This is a genomic window from Methylobacterium sp. WL64, assembly GCF_008039945.1.
Lineage (GTDB): Bacteria > Pseudomonadota > Alphaproteobacteria > Rhizobiales > Beijerinckiaceae > Methylobacterium.
In genome coordinates this window covers 40378-59655 of the sequence record NZ_VRVA01000026.1, presented here as the reverse complement: position 1 = coordinate 59655, position 19278 = coordinate 40378, and the positions used below count along the sequence as shown (strand labels likewise).

17 protein-coding genes and 1 tRNA gene are annotated in these 19278 nt (G+C 69.6%); 14 read left to right on the top strand and 4 right to left on the bottom strand.

The window, feature by feature from the left end:
* Positions 1–14: 14 nt before the first annotated feature.
* Positions 15–1997 carry an OPT family oligopeptide transporter gene (locus FV242_RS14130; protein ID WP_246692703.1) on the top strand — a complete coding sequence of 661 codons (1983 nt, stop codon included), beginning with the start codon at positions 15–17 and terminating at the stop codon, positions 1995–1997.
* A 78-nt stretch (positions 1998–2075) separates the two neighbouring features.
* Positions 2076–2152: transfer RNA gene (locus tag FV242_RS14125), tRNA-Met, on the top strand.
* Between the two features lie 95 nt (positions 2153–2247).
* Here FV242_RS14125 and FV242_RS14120 read toward each other — a convergent pair.
* The 3 genes from FV242_RS14120 to FV242_RS14110 are packed head-to-tail and all read right to left on the bottom strand — an operon-like array spanning position 2248 to position 5624.
* Positions 2248–3576 (bottom strand): LLM class flavin-dependent oxidoreductase, encoded by a 1329-nt coding sequence (locus FV242_RS14120; RefSeq protein WP_147939355.1) that lies wholly within the window; start codon positions 3574–3576, stop codon positions 2248–2250.
* A gap of 13 nt (positions 3577–3589) precedes the next feature.
* On the bottom strand, positions 3590–4633 hold the full coding sequence (locus FV242_RS14115) for an LLM class flavin-dependent oxidoreductase (RefSeq protein ID WP_147939354.1): 1044 nt from the start codon (positions 4631–4633) through the stop codon (positions 3590–3592).
* 4 nt (positions 4634–4637) lie between these two features.
* Positions 4638–5624, bottom strand: coding sequence for an aliphatic sulfonate ABC transporter substrate-binding protein (locus FV242_RS14110; protein ID WP_147939353.1), 987 nt, complete (start codon positions 5622–5624; stop codon positions 4638–4640).
* Positions 5625–6063: 439 nt separating this feature from the next.
* Between FV242_RS14110 and FV242_RS14105 the strand changes: the two genes are divergently transcribed.
* The 8 genes from FV242_RS14105 to FV242_RS14070 all read left to right on the top strand — a co-directional run bounded on the left by FV242_RS14105 (position 6064) and on the right by FV242_RS14070 (position 14470).
* Positions 6064–7209 carry a methionine ABC transporter ATP-binding protein gene (locus FV242_RS14105; RefSeq protein WP_147939352.1) on the top strand — a complete coding sequence of 382 codons (1146 nt, stop codon included), beginning with the start codon at positions 6064–6066 and terminating at the stop codon, positions 7207–7209.
* On the top strand, positions 7199–7864 hold the full coding sequence (locus tag FV242_RS14100; RefSeq protein ID WP_147908270.1) for a methionine ABC transporter permease: 666 nt from the start codon (positions 7199–7201) through the stop codon (positions 7862–7864). Before FV242_RS14105 ends, FV242_RS14100 begins: the two co-directional genes overlap by 11 nt.
* 42 nt (positions 7865–7906) lie before the next feature.
* Positions 7907–8686, top strand: coding sequence for a MetQ/NlpA family ABC transporter substrate-binding protein (locus FV242_RS14095; RefSeq protein WP_147939351.1), 780 nt, complete (start codon positions 7907–7909; stop codon positions 8684–8686).
* A 336-nt stretch (positions 8687–9022) separates the two neighbouring features.
* Positions 9023–10258: an acyl-CoA dehydrogenase family protein gene (locus FV242_RS14090; RefSeq protein WP_147939350.1), complete on the top strand. Its 1236-nt coding sequence runs from the start codon at positions 9023–9025 to the stop codon at positions 10256–10258.
* Between the two features lie 258 nt (positions 10259–10516).
* Positions 10517–11617 (top strand): ABC transporter substrate-binding protein, encoded by a 1101-nt coding sequence (locus FV242_RS14085; protein WP_147939349.1) that lies wholly within the window; start codon positions 10517–10519, stop codon positions 11615–11617.
* A gap of 8 nt (positions 11618–11625) precedes the next feature.
* A complete protein-coding gene (locus FV242_RS14080) occupies positions 11626–12633 on the top strand; it encodes an ABC transporter permease (protein WP_147939348.1) in 1008 nt (335 codons plus the stop codon).
* Complete coding sequence (locus tag FV242_RS14075) at positions 12627–13418, top strand: ABC transporter ATP-binding protein (protein WP_147939347.1); 792 nt, start codon at positions 12627–12629, stop codon at positions 13416–13418. The genes FV242_RS14080 and FV242_RS14075 overlap by 7 nt, the downstream gene beginning before the upstream one ends.
* Before the next feature lie 95 nt (positions 13419–13513).
* The gene (locus FV242_RS14070; protein ID WP_147939346.1) at positions 13514–14470 is read left to right on the top strand and encodes an aliphatic sulfonate ABC transporter substrate-binding protein; all 957 of its coding nucleotides are present in this window, start codon (positions 13514–13516) and stop codon (positions 14468–14470) included.
* Positions 14471–14474: 4 nt separating this feature from the next.
* Here the strand turns inward: FV242_RS14070 and FV242_RS14065 are convergent, their stop codons facing one another.
* Positions 14475–15884, bottom strand: a complete 1410-nt coding sequence (locus FV242_RS14065) for a bifunctional 2-polyprenyl-6-hydroxyphenol methylase/3-demethylubiquinol 3-O-methyltransferase UbiG (RefSeq protein ID WP_147939345.1) — start codon at positions 15882–15884, stop codon at positions 14475–14477.
* An 82-nt stretch (positions 15885–15966) separates the two neighbouring features.
* On the opposite strand from FV242_RS14065, the gene FV242_RS14060 reads away from it, so the two are divergent.
* From FV242_RS14060 to FV242_RS14045, 4 genes are all read left to right on the top strand, one after another.
* Complete coding sequence (locus FV242_RS14060) at positions 15967–16809, top strand: glycosyltransferase family 2 protein (RefSeq protein ID WP_147908278.1); 843 nt, start codon at positions 15967–15969, stop codon at positions 16807–16809.
* Positions 16810–17001: 192 nt separating this feature from the next.
* Positions 17002–17835, top strand: coding sequence for a triphosphoribosyl-dephospho-CoA synthase MdcB (gene mdcB, locus FV242_RS14055; RefSeq protein WP_147939344.1), 834 nt, complete (start codon positions 17002–17004; stop codon positions 17833–17835).
* Positions 17836–17936: 101 nt separating this feature from the next.
* The gene (locus FV242_RS14050; protein WP_147939359.1) at positions 17937–18671 is read left to right on the top strand and encodes a DUF3750 domain-containing protein; all 735 of its coding nucleotides are present in this window, start codon (positions 17937–17939) and stop codon (positions 18669–18671) included.
* 307 nt (positions 18672–18978) lie between these two features.
* Entirely contained in the window at positions 18979–19227 is a 249-nt protein-coding gene (locus FV242_RS14045; RefSeq protein ID WP_147939343.1) for a hypothetical protein, read from the top strand.
* Positions 19228–19278 lie beyond the last annotated feature (51 nt).

Sequence of the window (19278 nt, the reverse complement as noted above, 5' to 3'; positions counted from 1 at the left end):
GGCATGGGCGGGAGATCACGGCCCGCGGGATCGTGCTCGGCGCGCTGATCACGGTCGTCTTCATGGCCGCCAACATCTATCTCGGCCTGAAGACCGGGATGACGTTCTCGTCCTCGATCCCGGCGGCGCTGATCTCGATGGGCGCCCTGCGCCTCGTCGGCGGCGCCGGCATCCTCGAGAACAACATCGTCCAGACCCAGGCCTCGGCGGCCGGCACCCTGTGCAACGTGATCCTGGTTCTTCCGGGCCTCGTCCTGATCGGGCACTGGCACGGCTTCCCGTTCTGGGAGACCAGCCTGGTGTGCCTGATCGGCGGGTGGCTCGGCGTCGCCTTCTCGATTCCCCTGCGCCGGGCGCTGGTCACCGGAAGCGACCTCCCCTACCCCGAGGGTGTCGCCGCCGCCGAAGTGCTGCGCGCCGGCCATGCCGATTCCGAAGGTTCCGCTTCCGATGAGCGCGGCCTCACGACCCTGCTGAGCGCGGCCGCCGGCTCCGGCCTCGTCGCCTTCGCCACCAGCGGCCTGCGCATCCTAGCCGAGGGCGTGCTCACCGCCTTCAGCCTGGGCGGCGCGGTGTTCAGCATCGGCAGCGGCTTTTCCCTGGCCCTGGTCGGTGTCGGCTACCTCGTCGGGATCGGCGCCTGCCTGGCCCTGCTCACCGGCGTGGTCATTGCCTGGGGCATCATGGTCCCGGTTTTGACCGCCCTGACGCCCCAGCCCGGGCTGGAGCCAGGCGCGGCCGCGCAGGCGATCTGGTCCGGGCAGGTCCGGCTCGTCGGCGCCGGCATCATCGCGGTCGGCGGGTTCTGGACCGTGGCCACGCTGGTCCGGCCGATCGCCCGCAGCATCCGGGTGGCGCTTGCCGCCGGCAACCCGGCGCATTCTGCAGCCCGGCAGGACCGCGACCTGCCGCTGCCGCTGGTGGGCGGCGCCGCGCTGGCCCTGTGCGTGCCGCTCGGCGCACTGTTCGCCGGCTTCGCGGCCGATCTCGGCATCGCCGGCCCGATGCTCGCCGCCGTGGTGGCGGCCGGGCTGCTGTTCTGCCTCGTGTTCGGCGCCGCCATGGCGGCGGTCTGCGGCTACCTCGCCGGCTTGCTCGGCTCCTCGACAAGCCCGATCTCCGGGATCGGGATCCTCACCGCCATGGTCGGCGCCGCCCTGCTGCCGCTGGTGCTCGGCCCCGCCGGAACCCCGGAGGCCCGGCGCGTCACCGTCGCGCTGGTGCTGCTGGCGGCCTCGGTGATCGTCACCGCGGCGTCGATCGCCAACGACAACCTGCAGGATCTCAAAACCGGCCAGATCGTCGACGCTACGCCGTGGCGTCAGCAGCTGGTACTGATCGTCGGCGTCGCCGTCGGCTCCCTGGTGATCGTGCCGCTGTTGTCGCTGCTCTACGGCGCCTACGGATTCGTCGGCTCGATGCCGCGCCCCGGCATGGACCCGGCGCTGGCGCTCACCGTGCCGCAGGCCGCCCTGGTCACCCAGATCGCGGACGGCATCGTGGCCCGCACCCTACCCTGGCCGATGCTGCTGATCGGCTGCGGCCTCGGCGCCGTGATGGTCGCCCTCGAAGTCGCGCTCAAGCGCCGGGCGTTCAGCTTCCCGGCGCTCACCGTGGGAATCGGCATGTACCTGCCACTGTCGGTGGAGATGACCATCGGGCTCGGCGGCCTGCTCGCCTTCCTGTGCGCCCGCGCCCTGCGCCGCCGCGGCGCCGGGCCCGAGGACCTCGAAGCCTCCCGCCGCCGCGGCGTGCTGATCGCCTCCGGATTCCTGGTCGGCGAGAGCTTCGTCGGGATCGGCCTGACGGCCGTCGACGCGGCCTCCGGCCATTCCTCCACCCTAAGTCTCGTCGGCCCGGATTTCGCGCAGGCGGCGACGTATCTGGGCGCCGCGGTGTTCGCCGTCGGACTCTTCGCAACGGCCCGATTCATCCGCGGCCCGGTCCCGGTCTCCTCGCAGCGAAGACCTGTCGGCGCCCCCAATTTCCGCGCATAACACCGTTGACAGCCCGCGCCCGCCCTCCCTATACCCCGGCCGCTGGTTGCGCCGTCCCGTTCGGGACACGCGGCTCGTGGCGGGGTAGCTCAGCTGGTTAGAGCAGAGGAATCATAATCCTCGTGTCGGGGGTTCGAGTCCCTCTCCCGCTACCATTCGTTTCAACCCGCCCGTTCAGTGACGTGGCGGGTTTTCTTATGGCTCGGTGGGGGATGCGGAGCTCGCTGGCGCCCGTCAGGGTCGTGAGCAGCTAAACCCTGTTGGCGGCAGGCTTCCAGGCCGGGCGATCGAGGCCGAGATGGTCCCGAAGCGTCACGCCGCCATACTCCCTCCGAAACAGACCGCGCCGTTGCAGGATCGGTACGACAGCGTCCACGAAGGTTTCGAGGCCTTCCGGCAGGACGTCCGGCATCAGGTTGAACCCGTCGGCGGCGCCCGCCCGGAACCAGGCCTCGATGTCGTCGGCGATCTGCTCTGGCGTGCCCACGACGATGCGGTGCCCGACGCCGCCGCCGAGGGCGCGGAGCAACGCACGCACCGTCAGATTGTCCCGTCGGGCCAGCGCAACGGTGCCGGCGAACATCGTGTGGTTGGCATCGGGCGGCAGCGGCAGCGGATCGGGCAGCGGCTTGTCGAGGTGGAGTCGCTCTGGGTCGATCCGGAGCGTCCCGGCAAGGCGCGCCACGCTGTATTCCAGCGGAACCAGCTCCCACAGCGCGTCCTGGCGCCGACGCGCCTCGGCCTCTGTGGCGCCGATCACCGTGGCGAGGCCGGGCAGCACCACGATGGCGGCCGGATCGCGGCCGTACCGCGCGGCCCGGGCACGCAAGTCGGCCGCATAGGCCGCGCCGTCCGGGATGGTCTGGGCGAGGGAGAACACCGCGTCCGCGGTGGCGGCGGCCAGTGCGCGGCCGTCCTCTGAGCCGCCGGCCTGGACGGTCACGGGGCGTCCCTGAGGCGAGCGCGGCACGGTGAGCGGGCCGGCAACTCTGTAATGGACGCCGCGATGGTCGATCGCGTGGACCTTGTCGCCGTCGGCGAAGCGCCCGCTCGCCTTGTCGCCCACCAGGGCGTCGTCCTCCCAGCTGTCCCAGAGGGCGTGGACGACCTCCGTGAACTCGCGGGCGCGGGCGTAGCGCGCCCCGTGCTCGGAAACCCCGGCGAAGCCGAAATTACGGCCGGCGGCGGCATCCGCCGTGGTCACCACGTTCCACCCGACCCGGCCGCGGCTGACGAGGTCGAGCGTCGCGAAGCGACGGGCCAGGTTGTAGGGCTCGTTGTAGCTGGTCGAAGCAGTGGCGATCAGCCCGACATGGGTGGTCGCAGCGGCCACGCTCGCCAGAACGATGGTCGGTTCGAGCGCCATGAACGGCCGGTAGTCGATCCGGTCGTTGATCGCCGGCGTGTCGGCCAGGAATATCGCATCGAACTTGCCCCGCTCCGCGATGCGGGCGACCCGCACGTAGTGGTCGATGTCGATGAAGGCGTCCGGCCGGCTGTCCGGCAACCGCCAGGCCGAGGGATAGACGCCGGAATGCAGCAGGTTGACGTTGAAGTGAAGCTGGCGCTGCGCGGTCATCGAAGGTCCCGGATCAGCGGACGCGCGGCAGGACGTGCTCGGCGAACCGGCGCATCTCGGCCTCGAACGGCTGGAACTGCAGCATGAACAGGGCGATGCCGGCCTCGTGGAACGCGCGGATGCGGGCCGCCACCGTCTCGTAGCTGCCCACCAGCCCGGCCGCGGTGCCGCCGTTGGTACCGACATGGCGGCTCGCCGCCGCGTCGGTCTTGGCGAACATCACGCTCGCCGTATCGGTCCGGGCGCGGGTGTCGGCGCGCAACGCCGCGTCGCGCTGCGCCAGGGCGAGGAGGCGGTCCTGCTCGGCTTGTGCCGCCGCGGCGGTCTCGCGGGCGATGACGAAGGCCGAGAGGCCGTAGCGCAAAGGCCCGTTGGCCGCGTGCCGGCGGTGCATGTCGGCGATCAATTCACGGACGTCATCCAGCGGCTGGCCGTTGATGAACCAGACGTCGGCATGGTCGGCCGCCAGCGCCCGGGCGGGCTCGGATTCGCCGCCGACATAGATCCGGGGCCGCGGCCGATGGGTGCCGGCCGGGCGAAGCTGGTAGTCCTGGACCTGGAAATGCGCGTCCGACGCGGTGACGCGCTCACCCCGCATCAGGCGGTCCACGAGGCCGATCCACGCGCGGCCGTAGGCATAGCGGTCGTCATGGGCCGGGAACGGTAGGCCGGCCCGCTCGAACTCGGCCCGGTTTAAGGCATTCACGAGGTTCAGCGCGAAGCGGCCGCCGCTGATGTGCTCGATCTGGAGCGCCATCTTGGCCAGCACCACGGGGTGGTACAGGCCCGGCTTGATCGCTGCGATGATCTCGATGCGCCGGGTCAGGGCCGCCAAGGCCGCCGTGGCGGTCCAGGCTTCGAGCTGGTCGCGCGCTTCGTCGTAGGGGTTCATCGTGTGCTGCGCGACCAGCACGGAATCGAAGCCCAGCGCCTCGGCTTCGAGCACCAGGGCGCGGTTGCGCTCCCAGCTCGCGTCGTCCGGCTCGTCGGGGTCGTGGTGGGCGGCCCGGGAGCCGTGGACGGCGGCCCAGATGCCGAAACGGGGTGCGTCGGCCATCGAGTCAGCCCCTCTCCGCCGGCGGCGTCCAGATCGGGATGGCGGTGGCGTCGATCCGGCGCGGGATCAACTTGGCGTCGAGGAAGGTGTCGGCGATCGCCTGCTGATCGTCGAGCTGGGCCCGCTCCACCGGCTCCACCCGGTAGGTGCGCCGGGCGTTGGCCGCGGCCACGACGGCGGGGGGCAGGTCGCCCCAGACGGGGGCCAGCAGCGCCACCGCCGCGTCCGGGTTGGCTTTCGCCCACTGGCCGGCCTCGACAAGGGCCCGGTACACCGTGGCAACCACCTCCGGATGGGCGGCGACGAAGCTGTCGTTCACGAGGTAATAGCGGTGGTAGCTGGTCAGGCCTGTTCCGTCGGCGATGGTGCGCACCGGCCGCTTGGCCTCGGCGAAGGCCAGGAACGGGTCCCAGATCGACCAGGCATCGAGGCTGCCCTGCTCGAACGCGGCGGCCCCCTCGGGCGCCTGGAGATAGGCCGGCCGGATGTCGTCGAAGCCGAGGCCGGCCCGCTTCAGCGCCGCGGCCAGGACGTAATGGCTGCCGGACCCGCGCGAGACGCCCACCGTCCGGCCCTTGAGGTCGGCGACGGTGCGGATCGATGAGTCCGCCGGCACGATGATCGCTTCGGCGGCCGGCGCGCCGCGCTCGCGGGCGTAGAAGGTCAGCGGCGCCCGCGCAGACTGCGTGAAGATCGGCACCGCGTCGGCGACGTCGGCGTGGATGTCGACCGCGCCGGCATTCATCGGTTCGAGGACGTTTGTGAACAGGTGCCAGGTCGGCGTGAAGCCCAGCGGCGCCAAGCGCTCGGCCAGGGTGCCCTTCACCTTGAGGATCGTGAACAGCACCGAGGAGCGCTGCATGCTGATCTTCACCTCGCGCGCCGCTGCAAGCACCGCGGGCGACGCGAGGGGCAACGCCGCCGCGCCCAGACCGGCCAAGAGGAGGCTTCGGCGGGACGGGGACCGTCCAGCGGGCATATCGTCGGTCATGGTGGTCTCCGGTCGGCCAGCGCCCGTCCGCGTGCGTGCCGGAACCGAAAGGGCCGGTTCGACGGTGGCTGAAGTGCGCGATCACTATTGAAACCCGCGGGCGGGATGCGATCAATGAAACAAGGTTTCGAATGCGCAGCTCTTCGAAGAGCAGACGTTCTCCATGATCCGCAAGACGGGGGACGGAGATTTCTGAAGACAGAGTTTTCGGCGGACCTGTTCGCTGCTCTCTCGGCCGCGAGTGCAGTCGCCCGCCGATGCGAGATGGAATAATTCTCTGCCGTCTAGCAGGATTGTGAAAAAATAGTCTCTGCCGGCGGCGAACTATGTACCCGGCTTTCCTTGACCCCGCTCGGCGTCGAACGTCATACAGCTTGCTCTCAGATCACCCGATCATATTGCGGACCCGCGGGTCCCGCTCGAGGAGCACCCACAGGCTGTGTCCACCCTGCCGTCGCCCCGCGAACCCGCCGACGTGCCGCTGATCCGGTTCGAGAACGTCTCGAAGACCTATCCGGCGCGGAAGGGCGCGGCGCTGGTCACGGCGCTGTCCGGGATCGACCTGTCCGTTCCGGCCGGGACCATCCTCGGGGTGATCGGGCGCTCCGGTGCGGGCAAGTCGACGCTGATCCGCCTGATCAACGGCCTCGAACGGCCGAGCGCAGGGCGGGTGATGGTCGGCGACGCGGAGGTGTCGAGCCTGCCCGAGCGGGAGTTGCGGACCGTGCGGGCGCGGGTCGGCATGATCTTCCAGCACTTCAACCTGCTGTCCTCGCGGAATGTGGCCGACAACGTCGCCCTCCCCCTGGAACTCGCGGGCTGGAAACGCGCGGCGATCCGCGACCGCGTGGCGGAACTGCTCGCCCGCGTCGGGCTGGAGGCCCAGGCCGGGCGATACCCGGCGGAGCTGTCGGGCGGGCAGAAGCAGCGCGTGGGCATCGCGCGGGCGCTCGCGACCGAGCCGGACGTGCTGCTCTCGGACGAGGCCACCTCTGCCCTCGACCCGGAGACGACCCGCGCGATCCTGGCGCTGCTGAAGCGGATCAATCGCGACCTCGGCCTGACCATCGTGCTCATCACCCACGAGATGTCGGTGATCCGGGCGGTGGCGGACGACGTCGCGGTGATCGACCACGGCGCGATCGTGGAGCGCGGCACGGTCTACGAGGTGTTCACCCGGCCGCAGGCCGAGGTGACCCGCAGCCTCCTCGCCGGCGAGGTCGGCCTCGACCTGCCGGCCGCGCTGGCCGAACGGATAACCGCCGATCCGCGCCCCGGCGGCGTGCCGGTGCTGCGCCTCGCGCTGCGGGGGGCGCAGGCCGACACCGCGATCATCGCCCGGCTCGCCCGCGAGACCGGGATCGAGGCGGTGATCCTGGCCGGCGCGGTGGACGAGATCGCCGGCCGGCGCTTCGGCTCCCTGGCGCTCGGCCTGTCGCCGGGGCCGGACGTCACCGCGCGGGCCCAGGCCTATCTCGCCGCGCTCGGCATCCCGGCCGAATTCCTCGGCTATCTCCTGCCGGCCCAGGACGTCGCCCAAGACGTCGCCCAAGACGTCGCGCAGGGAGCCGCCCGTGTCGCCTGAACTCATCGCCCTCCTGGTCCAGGCCACCGCCGACACGCTGACCATGGTGGCGCTCGCGGCCGCCATCGGCACGCTGTTCGGCCTGCCGCTGGGGGTGTTCCTGGCGACGAGCCAGCGCGGCGAGCTGCTGGCGGCGCCCGCGCTGAACGCTGCCCTCGGGGTGATCGTCAACGCGACGCGCTCGACGCCCTTCATCATCCTGGTCGTGGCGATCATTCCGTTCACCCGCCTGGTGGCGGGCACCTCGATCGGTACCTATGCCGCCAGCGTGCCGCTGACGGTGGCGGCCACGCCCTACATCGCGCGGCTGGTCGAGGCGGCGATCCGCGAGGTCGATCACGGCCTGGTCGAGGCCGCCCGGGCGTTCGGGGCGAGCCCGGCGCAGATCATCCGCAAGGTGCTGATCCCGGAGGCGCTGCCCGGCATCGTCCTGGGGCTGACCCTCGCGGTGGTGTCTCTGGTCGGCTACTCGGCCATGGCCGGCGCGGTCGGCGGCGGCGGGCTCGGCGACCTCGGCATCCGCTACGGCTACCAGCGCTTCCGGCCCGACATGATGCTGGCGGTCGTGGTCGTCCTGATCGTGCTCGTCCAGGTGTTCCAGAGTGCGGGCGAGCGCTTGGCGCGCCGGCTCAACCGGCGCCACCGCCAGAGCTGATCCGCATAAGACGTCGGCCCCGAAATCGCGAGATCGTCCGCCATGTTGCGTCGCCTGGTGCTTGCCGCCCTCCTCATGATGCCCGGTATCGGGCACGCGGAGGCCCTGAAGCGTGTCCGCATCGGTGCGACGCCGGGGCCGCACGGGCAGATCCTCGAGGCGGCGAAACCCGTCGCGGCGCGCAACGGCCTCGACCTGCAGATCATCGAGTTCTCGGATTACGTGGTGCCGAACGAGGCCCTCTCGGCCGGCGAGATCGAGGCGAACTCATTCCAGAACCAGCCCTTCCTCGACAATCAGAAGGCCGACCGCGGCTACAAGATCGTCGCCGCAGCCACGACGGTGAACTTCCCGCTCGGGATCTACTCGAAGCGCCACAAGACCTTCGACGCGGTGCCGACCGGCGGCACGGTGGCGATCCAGAACGACCCGACCAATGGCGGCCGCTCGCTGCTGCTCCTGCAGGACAAGGGCGTGATCAAGCTGAGAGCCGGCACCGGGTTCAAGCCGACGGTGGCCGACATCGTCGAGAACCCGCGCAAGCTCCGGTTCATCGAGGTCGACGCGGCGCAGACGCCCCGGTCCCTGGACGATGTCGACGCCGCCGCGGTGAACACCAACTTCGCCACGCCCGCCGGCCTGAAGCCCTCGGACGCGATCCTGAAGGAGGAGCCGAAGGGCCCCTACGTCAACCTCCTGGCGGTCCGCGAGGCCGACCGCGACCAGCCCTGGGTGAAGGCGCTCGTGGACAGCTACCGCAGCCCCGAGGTCAAGGCGTTCATCGAGAAGACGTTCGGCATCACCGTGCTGCCGAGCTGGTAGCGGACGCACCGCCCCGCGCACTCCCGGCCGTGGTTCGCGACGCGATTCGTCCGGCGGCACCGCTGAGCGTTTTCCGCGCGCGGGGCCTCGATAAGTCCGGACTGGGCCGAGCGTGCCGCTTTCCGGCTCGAACGATGTTCCGCCGAAGAGCGCGCCGCGAGAACCACGCGTTCATGCAGTCGTTCGTCAGGAGATCGAGGTTCCAAATCGATCGACGACGGTCGTTTTTCCCGCGATCCGGCTTGAGATCGTGGCTCGACTTGGCGAATCCATAGGTCCCGCCCCGAAGGCCTGCAGGTTTTCGGCAGCGTCGATCAACGTGGAAAGCTTCAGGCGATGGCGCAGTGGGATGCGGGTTGGGGCGCTGGCCCGAGCGAGCGCTACGAGGATCTGGCCGCGCGCTTCCGGCCCACCTTCGCCGAGATCCGCGCCACCGCGGTCGAGCGCGACCGCACGCCCCGCCTGCCGCATGCCGAGATCGGGTGGCTGAAAGAGGTCGGCTTCACCACGTTGCGCCTGCCGTCCGAGGCCGGCGGCCACGGGGCCAGCCTGCCCGAGCTGTTCAACCTGCTGATCGAGCTGTCGCAGGCCGATTCCAATGTCACCAACGCCCTGCGCGCCCATTTCGGCTTCACCGAGGACGTGCTCGGCTCGACCGCGCCGGACTGGCGGACCCGCTGGATCGCCAGGATCGCCGCCGGCGAGACCGTGGGCAGCGGTGTCTCCGAGACCGGATCCGCCAAGGTCGGCCAGTTCGATACGGTTGTCCGTCGGCGGGGTGTCGAGCGGGTCGTGTCGGGCAGAAAATTCTACACCACTGGCTCCCTGTTCGCGGACTACATCCACCTCTCGGCCGATGACGAGGACGGGGCGGCCCTGGTGGCGGCTGTCCCGACCGGGGCGCCCGGCGTCGCGATCGTCGACGACTGGGACGGGTTCGGCCAGGCGCTCACCGCGAGCGGCACGATCCGGTTCGACGACGTCGTCCTGCCGCCCGACCTGATCAAGCCCGATCCGGCCCGCTTCCCCTACGCGATGGCGTTCTTCCAGCTCGTCCACCTCGCGACGCTCGCCGGCATCGGGCGTGCCGCCGCCGAGGATGTCGGGCGCCTGGTGGCCGAGCGGACCCGTGTCTACAGCCACGGCAATGCCGGGCGGAATGCCGAGGATCCGCAGATCCTGGCCGTGGTCGGCCGGGTGCGCGGCAACGCCTACGCGGCCGGCGCCGTGGCGCTGAAGGCGGCCGAGGCCCTGCAGCGCGCCTATGAGCTGCACCGCGACGCGGGTGGCCGGGGGACCGAGGCGCAGGCGGTGCGCGCCACGGCGCTCGCCGATGTCGAGGTCAACCAGGCGGTCACGGTGGTCACCAACCTCGTGCTGGAGGCGACCACGATCCTGTTCGACGCGCTGGGCGCTTCGGCGGTGAAGCAGGGGCTCGGCCTCGACCGCTACTGGCGCAACGCCCGCACCATCGCGTCGCACAACCCACGGATCTACCGGGACCGGATCGTCGGCGCCTTCGCGGTGAACGGCACCGAGCCGCCACGCCAATATCGCGTCGGCACCGCCTGAAGTGATCCGCCGCCGGGGGCGGCGCTGGAGATCATCCGCGTCTTTCGGGCAAGCAAGCGAAAAACGTTTCCGAGTCCACGAAAAGATCAGAAGACGCTTTCATTGACTCGGCGTCGACCTGACTGAATATTGGATCCGTTGATCCCTCGACGGATCATTCACCCGAATTGAGGATGCACGATGTGCTCGGCCGCGCGGTCGGGCCACCTCCTGCGTCGGCCCAGCCTACCGCGCGTTCGCGCGGCCCGGAGACGTGCGATGATCGACGACCCGTCAGATTCGGTATCCGAAGCGTGCGGCCGTATACCCTCGCGCCGTCTGATGCTGCGGGCGGGCGTCGCCGCGATGGCCGCCCCGTTCGGCTTGGGGATGGGCGCGAGCCAGGCCTGGGCGCCCGGACCCGGCGCGCCGTTCGATCCCGGTCCGCTCTGCCGGCCAGCGGCGGTCGAGGCTCCATCGGGCCCGCTGCGGCCGGTCAAGCTGGCCTGGAACGCCACGGCGATCTGCACCGCCGCCGCCCCGCTCGCCAAGGAGCAGGGCATCTTCGCCAAGCACGGCCTCGACGTCGAGTTCGTCAATTTCGGCGGTGCGACCGAGGCCCTCCTGGAGGCCATCGCAACGGGCAAAGCTGATGCCGGGATCGGCATGGCTCTACGCTGGCTCAAGCCCCTGGAGCAGGGTTTCGACGTGAAGATCACCGCCGGCCTGCATGGCGGCTGCCTGAGGCTGCTGGCCGACAGGTCCAGCGGCATCACCGACATCGAATCGCTCAAGGGCAAGACCATCGCGATCAGCGACCAGGCGAGCCCAGCCAAAAACTTCTTCAGCCTTCAGCTGGCCAAGGTCGAGATCGACCCCGACAGCGGCGTCACGTGGCGGCAATACCCGGCCGACCTGTTGAATCTCGCCGTGCAGAAGGGTGAGGCGCAGGCCCTGGCCGACGGCGACCCGCGCACCTGGATCTGGTTGAAGGACCCGCGCTTCACCGAGATCGCGACGAACCTGTCGGGGGAATACGCGGACCGCACCTGCTGCGTCGTGGCGGTCCGCGGCAGCCTGTTGCGGAACGACCGGGCGGTCGCCGCGTCCCTTACCCGGGCGATCCTGGAGGGCGGCCACGCCGTCCACGAGAACCCGGAAGCGGCCGCGAAGGCCTTTGCCGGGTATGGCGGCAAGGGATCCATCGAGGATCTGGCCACGATGCTGCGCAGCCAGCAGCACGGCGACAGTCCGGTCGGCGGCCGTCTCAAGGAGCAACTCGCCCGTTACGGCGATGAGCTGAAGCTGGTGAACGTCCTGAAGCGCTCGACCGATACGGCGAAGTTCGCCGAGCGGATCTACGCCGACGTGCTGAGCTGAGCCGCCTCATGTCCGGAAGCATCACCGCCGGGACGGCCCCGCGCAGCACCGCCGCCGAACCCGCTCGCCTTTCTGGTCCGCCCTGGCGCATCGTCCTGGCCGGCCTCGCCTGGCTGGCGCTCGCGGGCCTGACATCGCAGTTGCCCGAGGCGGGCGACTTCCCGAGGACGGCCGTATTCGCGCAGGGATCGGCAGCCATCGGGCTCGCGCTGCTGCCGCTGGGTCTCCTCGCCGGCTCGCTCGGCACGATCGGGGCGCGTCTGCGGCACGGGAGCCCGTGGCTGGCTGCGGTGGCCGTCGCCCTTCTGGCCTGGGAACTGGTCACGGCGAAGCTCGATCTCCTGCCGATGCCGTTCTTCCCGCCGCCCCAGGCGATCCTGGAGGTATTCCTCGACGATTGGCGAAAGCTCGGCGGCAGCACGCTGAACTCGCTGATCCTGCTGGCGGGCGGCTACGCCATCGGGTCGAGCGTCGGCTTCGTCCTCGGCGTCGCCATCGGAACCTCCAAGGCGGTCGGCTACTGGGCGCATCCGGTGCTGCGCTTCGTCGGCCCGCTCCCGGCGACCGCGTGGCTGCCGCTCGCCTTCTTCGTCTTCCCGTCTTCGTGGTCGGCCAGCACCTTCCTGGTCGCTCTGGCCACCGGCTTCCCGGTGACGGTGCTGACCTGGTCCGGGGTGGCAGGCGTCAACAAGGCCTATTTCGACGTGGCGCGGACGCTCGGTGCCTCGCGCAGCTTCCTGATCCTGCGGGTGGCGATCCCGGCAGCGCTGCCGCACGTCTTCGTCGGGCTGTTCATGGGGCTCGGCGGCTCCTTCGCGGTGCTGGTGGTGGCCGAGATGCTCGGCGTGAAATCGGGCCTCGGCTGGTACCTGCAATGGGCGCAAGGTTGGGCGGCCTACGCCAACATGTACGCGGCGCTGATCGTGATGGCCCTGATGTGCTCGTCGCTGATCACCCTGCTGTTCCGTCTGCGCGACCGCCTGCTCGCGTGGCAGAAGGGGCTGGTGCAATGGTAGCTGCCGCGTTGGAACGTCCAGCGAACCTGATTCTCGGCGCGAGCCTGCACGCGGAGGCGGTGAGCCACGCCTTCGATATCCGCGGCGCGCCCCTGTCGGTGCTCGATCGCGTCAGCCTCACCGTCGCGCCGGGCGGGTTCGTGGCTCTGCTGGGCCCCTCGGGATGCGGCAAGTCCACGCTGCTGAGGCTCGTCGCCGGGCTGGAGCCGCCCGACCAGGGCGCCATCACGGTCGACGGCCAGCTGGTCGAGGGGCCGGATCCGTCCCGCCTGCTCGTCTTCCAAGATCCGACGCTCTACCCCTGGCGGACCGTGCGCGGGAACGTGGCGCTCGGGCTCGAGGCCCAGGGCGTCGGCCGGACGGCCCGCGCGGCGCGGATCGAGCAGGCCTTGGGGCTCGTCGGGCTGTCCGGCTTCGCGGACGCCTATCCGCACCAACTCTCCGGCGGCATGGCCCAGCGGGCGGCCCTGGCCCGGGCGCTGGTCAACGAGCCGCGGCTGCTGCTCCTCGACGAACCGTTGGGCAAGCTCGACGCGCTGACCCGGCTGGCCATGCAGGCCGAGATCCTGCGCCTCTGGCAGGAGAAACGCTTCACGGCAGTGCTGGTCACGCACGACGTCGAAGAGGCGCTGATCCTGGCCGAGCGCGTGATCGTGCTCGGCGACCGCCCGGCCGCGATCCGGGCGGAAATCCCGGTCGAGGTCCCCTACCCCCGCCACAGGGACGATCCCGACCTCATTCGCCTGCGCCGGACGATCCTGGAGATCCTCGGCCAGGCGACCTGATCGGGATCGGCCGGCTGCGTCACACCCGCCGCTTGCCCCGGAGGCCCGCGCCCGGTGGTAGAGTGCCGTCATCGCTCCCCACCTCGGATCACCCGATGCCCGCCTCCCGCCGAAGCCTGATCGCCGGCCTTGCCGCAGTCGCCCTTCTCACGCCTCAGCGCGCCGCCCGGGCGGCCACGGTACTGCGGATCGGCTACCAGCGGTCCTCGACGCTGATCGCGCTGCTGCGCCAGAACGGCAACCTGGAGAAGGCGCTGGCACCCCTCGGGACCGCGCTGTCCTGGCACGAATTCACGAGCGGGCTTCCGATCATGGAGGCGCTGAACGCCGGGCAGATCGACGTCTCGGCCGACGTGGCCGACACCGTGCCGATCTTCGCGCAGGCAGCCGGGGCCCGGATCACCTACATCGCCCAGGAAGCGCCCTCCCCGGACGCGCAGGCGATCCTGGTGCCCGAAGCCTCGCCCGCCAAGACAGTGGCCGACCTGCGCGGCCAGCGGGTCGCCGTCACCAAGGGTGCAGGCAGCCATTACCTGCTGCTCGCCGCCCTCGCGGAGGCGGGCATGACCTTCAAGGACATCACCCCGGCCTACCTGACGCCGGCGGACGGCCGGGCCGCGTTCACCAGCGGCGGCGTCGAGGCCTGGGTCGCCTGGGATCCGTTCCTGTCCGCCGCCCGGCAGCAATCCGGCGCGCGGGTCCTGCGCGACGGCACCGGGCTGTCACAATACAAGCGCTACTACCTCGCGGCCGACCCCTACGTGGCCGCCAACGGTCCGGTGCTTGCCGCGCTGTTCGTCCAGCTGGCCGAGACCGGCGCCTGGGTGAAGGCGCAGCCGGACGACGCGGCCGCGCGCCTGGCGCCCCTGTGGAAGATCGAACCGGAGGTGATCCTGCGGGCGAACGCGCGGCGCAGCTACCGGGTGGAGCCGGTGACCCGGACCGGCCTCTCCGAGCAGCAGAAGATCGCCGACGCCTTCCGGGCCGAACGCCTCTTGCCCCGCCCGGTGGACGCGTCCGCCCTCGCAATCTGGGCGCCCCCGGCGCGCTGACACCTCAGGCGCGGGGGACGCCGAGAACCTTCCGGCTTTCCTCCGCCAGCACCGCGTGACGCACTGCGACCGGGCCCTCGGTGGGCGTCTCCTGGGCGGCCTTGGCGATGATCGCCTTGAACCGTTTCTTGTCCCAGGAGCGGGGGCCCAGGGATTTCGACACGGCCTCGAGCACGACCCGCACGGCCAGCGACCGCTGGCGTTCCCGCGCCAGCTCGGCGGCCAGGAGCGGATCCGCGAACTGCGCCGCGCCGATCGGCACGACCAGGACCGCGTTGTCGGCCAGCATCGGATCGTCCTCGCCGGGCCCCGCCGGATCGTCGGAGGCTTTCCGCGGGTGCAGGATCTTCGTCGCCTCGTTCAGCAGGATCTGGTGCTGGATCGGAGCCAGGGCGTTCGCGGGAACGTCCTGGCCGGCGAGTGCGATCAGCTCCCTGAACCGGGGGCGCTTCAGGCCGAACCGACCGGTGCTGGCCTGCACGGCCGCGAGCACTCGCTTCAGCGCTGCCGTGCGGTATTCGGCGCGCAGGAGCCGGTCGCGCAAAGTCGCCGCCGTCTCGCTGAGCGGCCCGTCCGGTAATTGTCGTGCCTGATCGGCCAGTTCCAGGATCACGCGCTGCATCAGGGCTGTGCGTTGCCGCTGGGCCTCGTCGTCGGAGGGGCGCGACGCGCCCTTGCGCAGCCAGACGAAGAACTCCGTCGCATGCCGCTCCTGGATGTCCTCGACCGCAAGATCGAGATAGCCGAGCAGCGACAATTCCAGGATCATCAGGCTGAAGCTCGACGGCACGAACACCCAGGCATGCGCGTCGGTGTAATCGGGACGCTGGGCGGCCGCATGCCATTGCGGTGCGTCGGTAAGCGGGCAGACCGGTTCGGCCGGCTGGCAGTCGCCGGCGGCCCAAGCGCCGGCACCGCCCGGCTTCAACGCCATGTTCAAGGCGTAGTCGATATGCGTGCGCAGCGTGTGCCGGTCCCGGCGCTCGAGGAACGCCGTGATCGCGTCTGCCGTGCCGGAGAGCGGGCGGTAGAAGTCGAAGCACTTGCGTTTGTCCGGCACGGCCAGGATCACGACGCCATCCGGCTTCAGCAACGTCTCCGCGGCCTTCAGGAACGTCACGATGTCGGTGGTGTGCTCGATGACGTGGCTGGCGATGAAGGCGTCGAAACGTCCATGCTGATCGCTCGGGACCGCATCGGCAAGAGAACCGCCGGTCCAGACGATGTCGACCTCCTCGATCCGATCTATCGTCTGATCATGGTATTTCCGGAGGAGGTCCTCGCGTGACGCGTGGTCGACGACGATCGTGTTCCAACCGTCGCGCTTCGGAGCAAGTGGATTGAAACTGGGTCCGATCTCGATGATCCGCGCGTCCTTGCTCAGAGATCGCAACAGTTGCGGCGCTCGCTCCATGTTCAGCTTAGCTCCTCATTAGCGTGCCGCCGCGTACGATGGCGGCGGAGGATCGACATTTCGTTGCGGAGGAAAAGGTCCGGTGCAGAAAAGGCCGCTCGCCGTGGTCACCATGGCCTACAATGAAAGCACGATGTTACCGCTGTGGTTGAGGCATTACGACCGGCAGGTCGGGGCCGAGAACTGTTACGTTCTCGATCACGGATCCGATGACGGCTCGACGATGGGGATCCCAGCGAACCGGATCCGGTTGCCCAGGACGCCGCTGGACGAATGGGCGCGCGTGAATACAATTCGCGATTTTTGTGCTTCGTTGTTCATCGGTTTCAAATGCGTGCTCTTCACCGATACCGACGAATTGGTCGTTGCCGACCCGGATGCCGCATCATCACTGTCGGACTATATCGCGTCGCGGGATGTGCCGCCGGTCCTCGATCTGTTCGGCGCCGACGTCCGCCATGTCGAGGGTGAGGCACCGATCGACCTCCAGCGGCCGATATCGCTGCAACGCGGATATATCCGCTCGATCTCGTCCCTCTGCAAGGCGACGCTGATCTCAAAGCGTACCGATTGGCATATCGGTTTTCACTGTGTCGTCCACGATCATCGACCGAAATTCGGCGATCTGTTCTTGTTTCATCTTGCGCATTGCGACAACGATATCTTGTTCGAGCGCCAGAAGAAGCGCAACGCCGCCGCACCGATCAGTATTCCGGATTCGCACCACGCCATTCCGCCGTCAGAGTTTCGGGATCATATCAAGACCGAGCTTGCCGGACTCACGAGACGACGCATCCAGCTGCGCGCCGGGGAAAATCTCTTCGAAACGACGAAGAGACTATTCGCCGACGCTATCGAGCGCAAGAGTTGGGCGCAGGCGCCTGATCTTTGGCAATTGCCGGAGCGATTTGTCGGAACGTTTTGACGGCTTTGAGGGCGCGGCCCGCTCGGACGCCCGTCGCAGCGGTTCGATTGACCGCTGCGCGGGTGGTGCGTAGCAGCTTACCGTTGCCGACAAGCCGTTATCTGCACGGGCCGCAGATCGCGCGGGGCCGGGCAGCACGATCGATCATAGCCGCATGGGAGAGGCCGCATCTTCGACCTGTGCGTTCAGGACATGCAGCACGCTTCGGACCCTTGGCCCGAGCGCGTGGCGGATCTCGCGCACGCGGCGCTCATCGACGAGCTTGAGACGTGGCCCAAGCCCGGTCTCGTCAGCCCGGTCGATTCCGGCAGCCACCATGACATGGATGCCGGCACCCTGCGGCGGAGCGCGGCGGCGATCCGGCCGTTCTTCGTGGCGCTCGTGTCGGCCGGCCGCGAAGGCGCTGGAATGGACGAGCTGCGGGCGATCGGGTTGCGGGCCGAGGCGGCGATGCTGGAGGCGACCGGCGGCGTCAACGCCCATCGCGGCGCGATCTTCGCCCTGGGGCTGATCTGTGCCGGCGCCGGTGTCACCGGGGACATCCCGGCTTCGGCCGAGGCCCGGGCCGAGGCCGTGGGCCGGCTGTGGGGCGGGGCCATCGCGGGGGCGCAGACTTCCGCCGACAGCCATGGCGGTCGGGCCGCCCGCCGCTACGGCGTCGGGGGCGCCAGCGCGGAAGCCGCCGCCGGTTTCCCGACCATCCGGGCCGTGAGCCTTCCGGCCCTGCGCCTCGGCCGTGCCCAGGCGCCGGACGATCCCCAGGCTGCACGGGTCCAGTGTTTCTTCGCGCTCCTCGCGATCCTGGACGACACCAACCTGCTTCACCGCGGCGGCGCCGAAGGATTGGCCCGGGCGCAGGCCGCCGCGACGGATTTCCTCAAAGCGGGGGGAATCGCCGACCCGGGTTGGCGTGACCGCGCCGTGAGGATCCATCGCAGCTTCGTGTCGGCGCGGCTCAGTCCCGGCGGGTGCGCCGACCTCCTGGCCACGACGCTTTTCCTCGAGGCGTTGTCCCAGCCGTCGTGACCGTACGCGGGCCCGGCCAGCGCGCTCCGTTCGGCCGCATGGGAACGGGCCCGATCCGTGCCTACATGAGAAGCATCGTCCATCACGCCCCGGCCAAACCCGTGTCCCTGCTCAGGTTCGCGTTCCTCGCGCTCGTCCTCGTCTTCCTGGTGCCGGTCGCGGTCTCGGCGACCCTGTATTGGCTGCGCGCGAGCGGCGACTGGCGCTCCGCGGACCGGTCCAGCGCCGGCCTGCTTCCGCCGGCCGAATCGAATCCCTCGGCCGTCGTCCGGATCTTCTCCGCCCGCACCGTGAGCTGGCGCGGGATCGTGGCGACCCACAGCTGGATCGTAATCAAGGGGACCGGCGAACGCAGATACCGGCGCTTCGATTACACGGCCTGGGGCGAGCCGATCTGGATCGACCGCTTCGTCCCGGACGGGCGCTGGTTCGGCAACCCGCCCGAGATCGTGTTCGCGGCGGACGGGTCCGACGCGGAAGCGATGCTGCCGCGCATCCGCAAGGCCGTGGCCGAGTACCGCTACGCGCGCCCCGGAGATTACGTGGTGTGGCCGGGTCCGAACTCGAACACCTTCGTGGCGGCCGTGATGGCGGCGGTGCCCGAGATGCGGGCCAGCCTCCCCGCCACGGCGATCGGCAAGGACTTTCCCTATGACGGCCGCTGGATCGGGTGGACGCCGTCCGGGACCGGTATCCGGATCAACCTCGGCGGCTATCTCGGGTTGACGCTCGCCTGGGTCGAAGGGCTGGAGTTGAACCTGCTCGGCGGCGTCGCCGGGATCGATCTGCGCCGTCCGGGCATCAAGCTGCCCGCGATCGGTCGCCTCGGCATCTGACGGCCGTTTGAACCGGCCCGTCGATCGGATCCTGTCCGGCAGGGAAGCGCGGACGGATTTCAGACGGTCGCTACATCACAACGTCGTTTCAACGCATAGCATAGGCTCGGCCGAGCTTAGTGCAATCGAACCAAATCGGTATAAAGACACCCATCGAATCGGCGCGGTGAGCCGTTTTAAGGCACTGACGTCGATTTTGCATCTTGCTTGATCATGTCGACACGGGCGACATGACTCACAGGGAGAATATTGAAGTTGAAATTTTGTATGCCAGTTCGTTGCGCGGACGGTATCCGGAGACGTGTTCATGACGAGGGATTCCGACACCACCCGGTTTGAGCCCAGCGAGCGGCTGGCCCGCATCTCGGACGCGTTGGACCTCCCGTTATCGGTCTTCTACGGTGGCGGGCAGGATGCCGCCGTCGCCCAGGGCGCCGACGAGGGGACCGGATACCTGCTCGCGCTCATCGCCGCGTACCTGCGGGACGCGAAGCCCGAGGCCCGCCGCAGCTTCCTGCAATCGGTGGAGGCGCTCATCAAGGCCGAATCGCTGTGACGGAACCGGGGGCCGCCGCCTGATGCGCAGTGGCGGGAACCAGCGCCGGCC

What these genes read in the sequence shown, in the direction of transcription:
- FV242_RS14115 (WP_147939354.1), bottom strand. Translation starts at nt 4,633, where the DNA reads ATGGCCGACGCACCCCGTTTCGGCATCTGGGCCGCCGTCCACGGCTCC.
- FV242_RS14070 (WP_147939346.1), top strand. Translation starts at nt 13,514, where the DNA reads ATGCCCGCCTCCCGCCGAAGCCTGATCGCCGGCCTTGCCGCAGTCGCC.
- FV242_RS14095 (WP_147939351.1), top strand. Translation starts at nt 7,907, where the DNA reads ATGTTGCGTCGCCTGGTGCTTGCCGCCCTCCTCATGATGCCCGGTATC.
- FV242_RS14120 (WP_147939355.1), bottom strand. Translation starts at nt 3,576, where the DNA reads ATGACCGCGCAGCGCCAGCTTCACTTCAACGTCAACCTGCTGCATTCC.
- FV242_RS14085 (WP_147939349.1), top strand. Translation starts at nt 10,517, where the DNA reads ATGATCGACGACCCGTCAGATTCGGTATCCGAAGCGTGCGGCCGTATA.
- FV242_RS14090 (WP_147939350.1), top strand. Translation starts at nt 9,023, where the DNA reads ATGGCGCAGTGGGATGCGGGTTGGGGCGCTGGCCCGAGCGAGCGCTAC.
- mdcB (WP_147939344.1), top strand. Translation starts at nt 17,002, where the DNA reads ATGCAGCACGCTTCGGACCCTTGGCCCGAGCGCGTGGCGGATCTCGCG.
- FV242_RS14110 (WP_147939353.1), bottom strand. Translation starts at nt 5,624, where the DNA reads ATGACCGACGATATGCCCGCTGGACGGTCCCCGTCCCGCCGAAGCCTC.
- FV242_RS14065 (WP_147939345.1), bottom strand. Translation starts at nt 15,884, where the DNA reads ATGGAGCGAGCGCCGCAACTGTTGCGATCTCTGAGCAAGGACGCGCGG.
- FV242_RS14080 (WP_147939348.1), top strand. Translation starts at nt 11,626, where the DNA reads ATGTCCGGAAGCATCACCGCCGGGACGGCCCCGCGCAGCACCGCCGCC.
- FV242_RS14075 (WP_147939347.1), top strand. Translation starts at nt 12,627, where the DNA reads ATGGTAGCTGCCGCGTTGGAACGTCCAGCGAACCTGATTCTCGGCGCG.
- FV242_RS14045 (WP_147939343.1), top strand. Translation starts at nt 18,979, where the DNA reads ATGACGAGGGATTCCGACACCACCCGGTTTGAGCCCAGCGAGCGGCTG.